At 44.6% G+C, this 8,513-nt stretch carries 10 protein-coding genes; 1 reads left to right on the forward strand and 9 read right to left on the reverse strand.

Annotation, left to right across the window (positions count from 1 at the left end):
* From FH976_RS14930 to FH976_RS14960, 7 genes are all read right to left on the reverse strand, one after another.
* On the reverse strand, positions 1 to 545 hold a 545-nt coding region (locus FH976_RS14930), incomplete at its 3' end, for a ferric reductase-like protein (RefSeq protein WP_194091593.1).
* Positions 546 to 608: 63 nt separating this feature from the next.
* Positions 609 to 1,691: an FAD:protein FMN transferase gene (locus FH976_RS14935; protein WP_011959975.1), complete on the reverse strand. Its 1,083-nt coding sequence runs from the start codon at positions 1,689 to 1,691 to the stop codon at positions 609 to 611.
* A gap of 55 nt (positions 1,692 to 1,746) precedes the next feature.
* Complete coding sequence (locus FH976_RS14940) at positions 1,747 to 2,061, reverse strand: hypothetical protein (protein ID WP_109592595.1); 315 nt, start codon at positions 2,059 to 2,061, stop codon at positions 1,747 to 1,749.
* Entirely contained in the window at positions 2,054 to 2,644 is a 591-nt protein-coding gene (locus FH976_RS16205) for a PepSY domain-containing protein (protein WP_173240334.1), read from the reverse strand. Before FH976_RS16205 ends, FH976_RS14940 begins: the two co-directional genes overlap by 8 nt.
* 99 nt (positions 2,645 to 2,743) lie before the next feature.
* Positions 2,744 to 4,207 (reverse strand): ATP-binding protein, encoded by a 1,464-nt coding sequence (locus FH976_RS14950; protein ID WP_011959972.1) that lies wholly within the window; start codon positions 4,205 to 4,207, stop codon positions 2,744 to 2,746.
* Between the two features lie 64 nt (positions 4,208 to 4,271).
* Entirely contained in the window at positions 4,272 to 4,946 is a 675-nt protein-coding gene (locus FH976_RS14955; protein WP_020444568.1) for a response regulator, read from the reverse strand.
* A 19-nt stretch (positions 4,947 to 4,965) separates the two neighbouring features.
* Positions 4,966 to 5,571, reverse strand: coding sequence for a cytochrome b/b6 domain-containing protein (locus FH976_RS14960; protein WP_020444589.1), 606 nt, complete (start codon positions 5,569 to 5,571; stop codon positions 4,966 to 4,968).
* A 319-nt stretch (positions 5,572 to 5,890) separates the two neighbouring features.
* Between FH976_RS14960 and FH976_RS14965 the strand changes: the two genes are divergently transcribed.
* Positions 5,891 to 7,150, forward strand: coding sequence for a ferredoxin reductase family protein (locus FH976_RS14965; RefSeq protein WP_020444588.1), 1,260 nt, complete (start codon positions 5,891 to 5,893; stop codon positions 7,148 to 7,150).
* A 378-nt stretch (positions 7,151 to 7,528) separates the two neighbouring features.
* Here the strand turns inward: FH976_RS14965 and FH976_RS14970 are convergent, their stop codons facing one another.
* Together FH976_RS14970 and FH976_RS16080 are read right to left on the reverse strand one after the other, a co-directional pair.
* Positions 7,529 to 8,269 carry a sulfite exporter TauE/SafE family protein gene (locus FH976_RS14970; RefSeq protein ID WP_194950415.1) on the reverse strand — a complete coding sequence of 247 codons (741 nt, stop codon included), beginning with the start codon at positions 8,267 to 8,269 and terminating at the stop codon, positions 7,529 to 7,531.
* Positions 8,270 to 8,289: 20 nt separating this feature from the next.
* Positions 8,290 to 8,424, reverse strand: coding sequence for a hypothetical protein (locus FH976_RS16080; RefSeq protein ID WP_267463563.1), 135 nt, complete (start codon positions 8,422 to 8,424; stop codon positions 8,290 to 8,292).
* Positions 8,425 to 8,513 lie beyond the last annotated feature (89 nt).

Below are 8,513 nucleotides of genomic sequence, written 5' to 3' on the forward strand. Positions count from 1 at the left end.
TACGCCATAAAGGTCAAAAAGTGTAGCCAGCGCCATGCTGATTGACCAATATACTGCTTAATATAAAAACTAAACGCACAGATAAATAAGAACCAAAACCCCAACTGCCCCAAGGCCACGCCCACACGCTCAGTCTGAAAACCAAAAGGCATTAGCACCTGCCATAAGTTCAGATTTAAGAAATTATCTGCTAATAAGATACCAGCATGAAACGCGGCAAAGCCTACGGCAATCAGGCTTAGATACTGATGTAAGACAAATACCCGCGCTGCATTAAAGCGCTTGCCTAAACGAGTGCTTAACAACAAGCCAAAAATGACTGCCAACCAAAATAACGTATAAGCGATAACACCGCTTGCCCGTGATAAATACCAAAAGTGTTTATCTGTGCTGGTCAGTAGCTGAGATACCGTCTCTCCCCAAGTTAACGACGCATAACCACCAACTCCGATAGCAATGCTTAACGTTAAGCCAACCCATAGAGCCTGAGTGAGAACATTAGTATTGGAAGCAGTATGACTGCTGGTAGGATGGTCTGTATGCATGACTATGCTCCTATGAATGGCTTTACTTAATGTATTGATATCTAGCGCATGTCGCGTGATAAATTAACTAGCAAGCAGGTTTGGACGCATGGCAGAAGTCACCATCACTTTGTTATCCCTATCTATTAACAACGCCGCAATATGGTGTTTGTTGAGCCACGCCACGGCTGCTTTAACACCAAGAAGCACGCAGTATTTGGCGTATACCTCCGCCGTCATCGCATCTTTCGCCAGTACCGTTGCAGTTAGGACGTCACTTGTTACTGGACGCAAGTCATGCGGATGGATCAAATGATGTTGCCAGCGGCCGTCGTGCAACCAGCGACGATAATCTTGCCCAGATGTGGCGACAGCCCCAGAGCTGAGCTTGAGGATCGCCACATCTTCATCATTGTGAACGTGCTCACTATTGGCAAAATACGGCTTGGCAACAGCCACTCCCCAAGACACCGGTTTATCTGTTGGGTTTTTTGGAACACCAATCGCGATATCCCCACCCATATCGACTAAGCAGGGAATATGCCAGTCATGAACTCGGCTAATATTTTCCGCCAACTGCATGGCGCACCACCCTTTGACATATCCATTCAAATCCAGTGCCATGCCAGCTGGCAGATATACTTGATGTTGTCTGTCAGCTAACTGGCGAAGCTGAATACCTTCTATCTGCTGATTGGCATGGTTAGCACTTGTCGTGTCTTGCACGTTTGTAGGGGTGCTTACGCTAGTAACAGGTAATGATGGCACAGACATTTTGGGCAAGGTCTCAAATGAATGCTTATAGCCTGCGTCCCATAGAGGGTGCAATAACGTTGGTGTTACTAAGCCTTGAGTCTTTGAGACAAAGTGAATGGCACGCTGCAACACCTCAAATAATTCTGAACTCACCTCAGACCATTGGTCGCCACGGTTATTCAGTCTCATAAGCTCACTGCTGTCATCAAAACGACTGAAGATATGTTCCCAGTCAGCTAAGCGCTGCTGAATATCGTTTGTCAAAAAAGCGACTTGTTGGTCTATTCTCATTTGTGAAGGTTGCGCGCTCAGTCTTGTGGTATTTAAGCTAATTTGAATGTGACAACCCATGGCAAACAGTTTAATCGTTGCCAGTTGCGGTGTTGTTTGATTGGACATATTTGTGTGCATTCAAAGCCCTCCCTTGACTAAACATTCAAACTAAATAATCTGTGGTTTTTCTTATTTATTGAGAAGATCGCGTACGAGCGACAACCCTTATTACCTCAACAGGTGCGACTGCATTGACCTGTCGCAATTGATTGATATCAGCGATGGGCGTTGGCGTGACTGCCCTTTCATCAGACTCAGCAACAGCAGTGCTTATAATGGCAGTGCTCACAGGGGCAGTTTTTTGTTCTTGATTGAGTAGTACCAGCCATCCTGCCATAGTACCTGCAATCGAGACCATCATAATGCTGCTTTTAAGAGCGGCAAAAGGATCTGCTTTTTTAGCCATTTTTTTGACGGCTGGTGTCGAATGTGATTTGGTATTAGTCATCGTATTCCTCCTCATCATGTTGCTGATAGCTCATGGCGATTAGGCGATCATTCTCTTTATAGTATTTTTTATCGTGTGCTTTGCGATGTTTATCCTCTTTACGTTTATCATCATCGTGGTGCTTATCTTCATAATCGTCATCGTCAAATCTCTCAGCACGATAGTCATTGGTCGCAACCGGATTCAGTACAGTGCCGACACTGGCATCAATATAAGTAGCGCCGCTGTCTAATAGCACCTCATAAGCGACGGTGCCGTTATAATTGACGAGCTCGGGTGAAGCCTGCAATACTGAATTGGGCGCGTCTTGCTGCGCAAGCGCAGTTGCTTGCGTGGCTGTGAGTGCCGCCAGAGGTGATGGATTGGCAAATGGGGATTGCGTGAGAGGGTTTGCCACGGCTTTAAAGGACGATAAATCAGAGGATATAGAGGTAATGTCAGTATTTTGACTCATGGCATTCGCAGCTGATAGTGCGTCATCAGCGCTGGGCGACTGGACAGATAAGGCGATAACGCTACCAAAAAACACTAATGAGGTTGCACCAACAGTCAATAATAAGGGTTTTAATAGAGGTAGGCTCATAAGATTGTACTCCGTCTATATTATTAGGGAATACAACTAGCATACGGGGTAAATATTAACTCAACCTTAAGCCCACGCCGATTAATTTTTATCGTTTTATCAGATGCTTGATATCGCTTTTTTATGTCTTATCGTGACGATAAAGCCAGTTTCTGGTTGAGAGCGGTTAGCAAACTCTAACGTCAGACCGTGCAGCTCTGCTATTCGATTGGCAATGGATAGCCCAAGACCGCTACCTAATTGGCTTTGACCTGCTGGGCGATAAAAGCGCTCGCTTAAGCGCGTCAGTTGTTCTGGCTCGACGCCACTGCCATTATCGACCACTCTAATAGCATTGGTGTCGAGCTGAAGTTCAATCAAAGCGCCCTCGGGACAATAGCGAATGGCATTGTCCAACAGGTTACGGATGAGCAGTTTGAATAAAATTGGATTGATAAGGATGGGTAGAATATCAGCAGGATTGTCACAGTTCACAGTGCGTTTTAATTGCATGTGCTTTTCACGAGCCAGCCGATTGACATCACTGAGTACAATATCCGTTAGCATCAACCAATCCGGACTTTCTAATTGCTCAGGAGGTAATTGTTGTTGCGGTTCTATTTTGGCTAAAATCAGCAGTTGATCGACCAAATGAGTGGCCCGCTCAATGCCATTGCTAATGTTTTGGGCATGATAGAACAGCTGATTATCGTCTTCTACGCCAGATAACTGCAATATCTGCTGCTGTAACAAATCAGCTTGTAGCTTTAACGCCGCAAGCGGGCTTCTAAGCTCATGTGAGGCATCGGCGGTAAAGCGCTGCTCACGTGCTAGGGTATCCGCGACTTTTACAAACAAGACATTTAAGGCGCTCACTAACGGTTGGATCTCTTTGGGCACGTCCGCTGTGATGGGGCTATCATCTTGCGGTTGACGCTGTTCAAGCGCACTACTAATCTGAGTTAACGGCATAAACCCCCGCCGGATCAGCCACACCACCAAACCCATAAATGCAAATAGCCCAATCAACATCGGCAGCACTTGCACGGACATGGCATCAGTAATCATCTCTCGGCGAGATTTGAGGTTCTGTCCGACGGCAATGACCCGACCTTCATAGTCATGATCATCATGGACGTAAAATAAACGCCAGCGCTTACTAAAAGGGTTGAGGCGCTGATAGGCAGAATCATGCTCTTCTAAAAACCCATGCTGGTCTGGCAAAAAAGCAAATGATTGACCATTTTCATCAGCCATTAATAGACGGCCTTTTTTATCCCAAATGGCAAAGCCCATATAGTCATCCTCAGCCTCACCAAGATCACCTGATAGCTGCTTACTTTTTAACGCATAGATTTTGGGCGTGTGCTTTTTGTTATCATCCCTTTGCCTATGATGGTCTTTATCGTCCTCTTCTTTGGGGGCGACCCCTATTAAATAACGGGCAACTTGAGTGATTTGGGTGTCATTCATCTCATTGATTTCGTGCCAAAGCTTCCACGCAATAAAGCTTGAGGTAAGCACCCACAGCAAAGGTAAACCAATCAGTAGCGATGTTAATAGCCGTTGCTGAATACTTTTCATAGGCTCACCAAGTAGCAGACAAAGTGGAGGCACCAAAAACAGACCGTTGAATGCCTAACGGTGGTTAATGGTGGTTATGGACTGGATTGAGATAGTAGCCAATACCGCGTTTGGTCAAGATAAAATCATTGCCCAGTTTTTTACGTAAATGATGAATGTGTACTTCAATGGCATTGCTTTCGATATCTTGTTGCCACCCATATAGCTTGTCTTCTAAGCTTGCGCGGCTGTGGATTTGCTTAGGGTGGGTCAGCATTTGCTCTAAGATTGCCACTTCTTTGATGGTTAATTCTACCATTTTGCCTTGATAAGAGACTTGCTGATTCTGAGGCTGATAGGCCACTTCGCCATAACGGACTTCAGGTTGACACCGACCTTGGCTGCGTCTCATCAATGCTTGTAGACGGGCAATCACCTCATCTAATGCAAATGGCTTCACCAAATAATCATCAGCGCCGGCATTGAGTCCTGCCACACGATTGGCAATCGCATCGCGAGCGGTGATAATCAATACTGGCGTATCTATGTGTTTTTCCCGCCAGTTTTTTAGGACGGTCATGCCATCACCTTTTGGCAAGGTCAAATCCAGCAGTACCGCATCAAACATGCCATCTTGCAGCGCCATCTCACCTTGCTTGGCATCACCAAACCAATCCACCATCATGCCATGACTTTTTAAGCCAAGGACAATTCCATCAGCGATGGTGCTGTCGTCTTCTATCAATAATATGCGTGCCATAAGTGCTCCATCGCTTGACTTATTTCATAGTAGTCGGCTTGTCTGTCACCGTTTTTTTGCCCGTTATCATTGATTTAATGAGGTTTTGGCGTTGCCAGTAACTCATGGCAATCGCTGCGATGATATGTAGAGGAACCAGTAGATATAAGCTGTTTGCTAATAACTCATGAATCTCTTCAAGCACCTCTTTATCACCAAACAGCCCTGCTTCCATCAGATAACCGGTTAGTCCTAACCCTATAGTCACAGCCCATAACGATAACATCATCAGTGCGGCCAAGGGGTTATGACCAAGATTCTGCTCATCAACGCGTCGAACGCTTAAATCTGATACATGCCGTTTGAGTCGTTTTGGTGTGGGGAAAAAGCCAGTAAAGCGTGCATAGCGCGTGCCAACCAGACCCCAAAGTAAACGTATGACCACCAGTCCCAAAACGGTATAGCCGACATACTCATGCCACTCACCACCATCTTCGGTAAAAAACAGATTAGCAATAATACCAGCTGCGACTGTCCAATGAGTCACTCTTACTAATAGGTCCCAAACTTTTACTTGCCTCGCTTTAGGCATGTTCGGTACATGTGCAGAAGAGTCGTCCCAATTAATGATGTCTTTTTGGCTCATGGTTGTCACTCCTTAATCATTTGTTTGTTTATTGACAACACCCGCTGCTAAACACTAAAATCAGCAAGATATCGTAAGCAGACGAGATATCACATCATCTGCCTTATCGCTATTACAACAAACAAATCTTAAGGTGAGCTTAGGACGTTAAAACAGGTAAATCATTGTGCAGCGAACCGGTAGCCTACGTCGTGCCATATACACCACTTAAGAATTATTTAAGAATCAGGCTGTATTATTAGCCATACTTCTCAATAAATACCTACTTGTTAAATCAAGCTTTCTTAACGGCAATAAAATAATTTTTCGGGAGATTCTTATGGCTTTAAAGTCATGGCAAGTGATCGGTAGTGTCGTACTGATCACTTCAATCACTGTACTCATGCAAATTTCCTCTGAAACGTGGATCACATCAGCAACAGTCAGTTTGATAATGGGTGCTTCGGCTTTAGCGTGCATGGCAAGCTCATGCATACTCGCTAGCCGTTGGCACGGTATTGAAAGGCTCTTTGGCGGTCTGGACAGGGTTTATGAAGCGCATAAGTGGATTGCTATATGGGCACTTATTTTCGCTGTCTATCATTTTGTCTTCAAAGCCAAGCTAGACGCTTGGGATCTTGCGCCCATTTTGGAGTTGTCCAAATATTGGACGCGTTTGATGCGTCAACTCAGCCTTGTCGCGTTAGGTCTGATTATACTACTGGCGCTGAATCGCAAAATCCCGTATGGCAACTGGCGTTGGTTGCATAAGTTCTCAGGCCCACTTTTTTTAATCGTTATACTACATTGGCTGAGCTTTGAGTCTCCCATCACACTGACTAGTCCAGCAGGTATTTGGTTAGCACTACTTTGTTCTGTAGGCGTGATTGCAGCATTGTACAAGATGATATTGTACCCATTCATTGCCAAAGCCGGAGAGTATAAGTTAGTCGCTATATCCCAGGGCAAAGCGGCGGTACACTTGGAGTTTGAGCCAGTCCGTAAAGGGTTTCAATTTAAGGCTGGTCAATTTGCCTTTATCTCTCTTAAAGAACCAGGTTTGCACGAGCCGCATCCTTTTACCATAGCTAACGCACCTTCTGATACTGGACACATCCATTTTGTGATTCGAGCATTGGGTGATTATACAAAAAAGCTAAATGAACAAGCCAAAGTGGGTATGTTGGCTGATATTTATGCGCCTCATGGTAATTTTAAACGTATATCAAATGCAGAGCGTGAAATCTGGATTGGTGCCGGAGTAGGAATCTCTCCCTTTATTTCTTGGCAAGAGGATAAAACTATCGGTCATTTTGAACGTGCCACTCTGATATATTGCTTCGATCCTGCGCGTGTTTTTCCAAGTGTTGAGCGTATGCAGGAGATGACAGAACAGTCTGGAGTAGATTTCGTAGCCAACCCAAGTGGCAGTAATGCCATGGCTGAAACCATTCGGCAAGTCGCCAGTGAAGTTAATCCAAAGCAGATTCAGATTAGTTTTTGCGGTCCAAAAGGGCTTTTAGGAAAAGTACAAGAGTTAATGAAAGAAAATGGTATTCCTGCCAAAAATATTCATTATGAGTTTTTTGATTTTCGCTAGAACACGTACAATTTGCCGTGCTTAACACAAACCCAATAAGACAAATGGCACGCTGGCTCAAGTCATAAAGTCATCGGTGCTAGTGCTAAGTAGGCGAACGACAATGGTATACAGATTAATTTAAGTCATCGAACGTTGATCAGGAGCCTGGTGGTTTAAAGGCCGTCTTATACTTAATGGTCTACAGTGACTTAACATGAAATGGATATACCGCCATTTCATGTTAAAAAGGACACTACTGTGTACACGGAGCTACTATAAATAACTAGGAGTGATGATAACAATAGCGTACAACCGAATATTCAAGTCCTCACTAGGGAACCGAAACAGTGAAAGCACCTGATTGGTTCACCATAGGCATGCTTTCTTTATTAATAATTACATAGCGGCTTTAATCATCAGCAGCATTCCAGTTATCATCAATAACCCATAAATTAATTGCTGGAAACGCTGCTCATTTAGACGGTGATGCAGATATTCACCTAATAGAACACCCACCACTAATAATGGCAAATAGAAAACAAGACGTGGCAAGCTAGGGATCAACGTGCCGTCAATCAGAAATAGCACTGATAAACAGCCATTTAGTGTAAACCATACAAATAAAAGAGTGGCGCGCATACGACTCTTGTCTAATTTTATGCCGCCCATTGCATAAACTAGCAGGGGACCGCCGGATGCGAACAGACCATGCGTAATGCCTGCGCCAAAAGTCAAAGCTCGGCTCAGCATCAGAGTATGCGGAACGATTTGTATACCGCGATACATACGCCAAAGCTCTCGGCTAGCAAACCAGAACACCAACGCGCCAAATAGCAGTTTGAGTAAAGAATCACCAAGCCAAGGTCGCAACCCGTATCCAGCCAGTGTCCCTAATAGCATGAGCGGCAAAATTAGTTTAAGTAGTACGGGCCAGTAGATATGACGGCGATTACGCCAGACCAGATAACCCGTCATTAGAACGTTGAGCGGTACAATAACCGGCATCATTTGATTTATTGGTAGTATTAACGCACCTAGCGAGAGCGCTATCACTAAGCTGCCAAAGCCTGTTATTGCCTCTACCGTGTAGGACAGCAGAATGAAACAGCCGAGCCAAACCCAAGGATCAAGAATCAATTAAAACCCCTCGTTATAATTTATTGGCAAGCCTCTAATGCAGTGTCAATAAAGGATTGCATGAGCTGCTTTTGGAAGTCTTTGATGTCATCAAAGCTTTTCATGCTACCAGCCATTTGCTCGGCCAGTTTTTTAAGGTCAGATTGAGTAGTCATTACTTATTCTCCGGTTAGTGGATTATAAGCAGTTACACAGTTTTTAGGAAACTCCCGGCAAATTATGCTAACACTTAGACAAAGCTCAA

The organism is Vibrio hibernica (assembly GCF_015223435.1).
Lineage (GTDB): Bacteria > Pseudomonadota > Gammaproteobacteria > Enterobacterales > Vibrionaceae > Vibrio > Vibrio hibernica.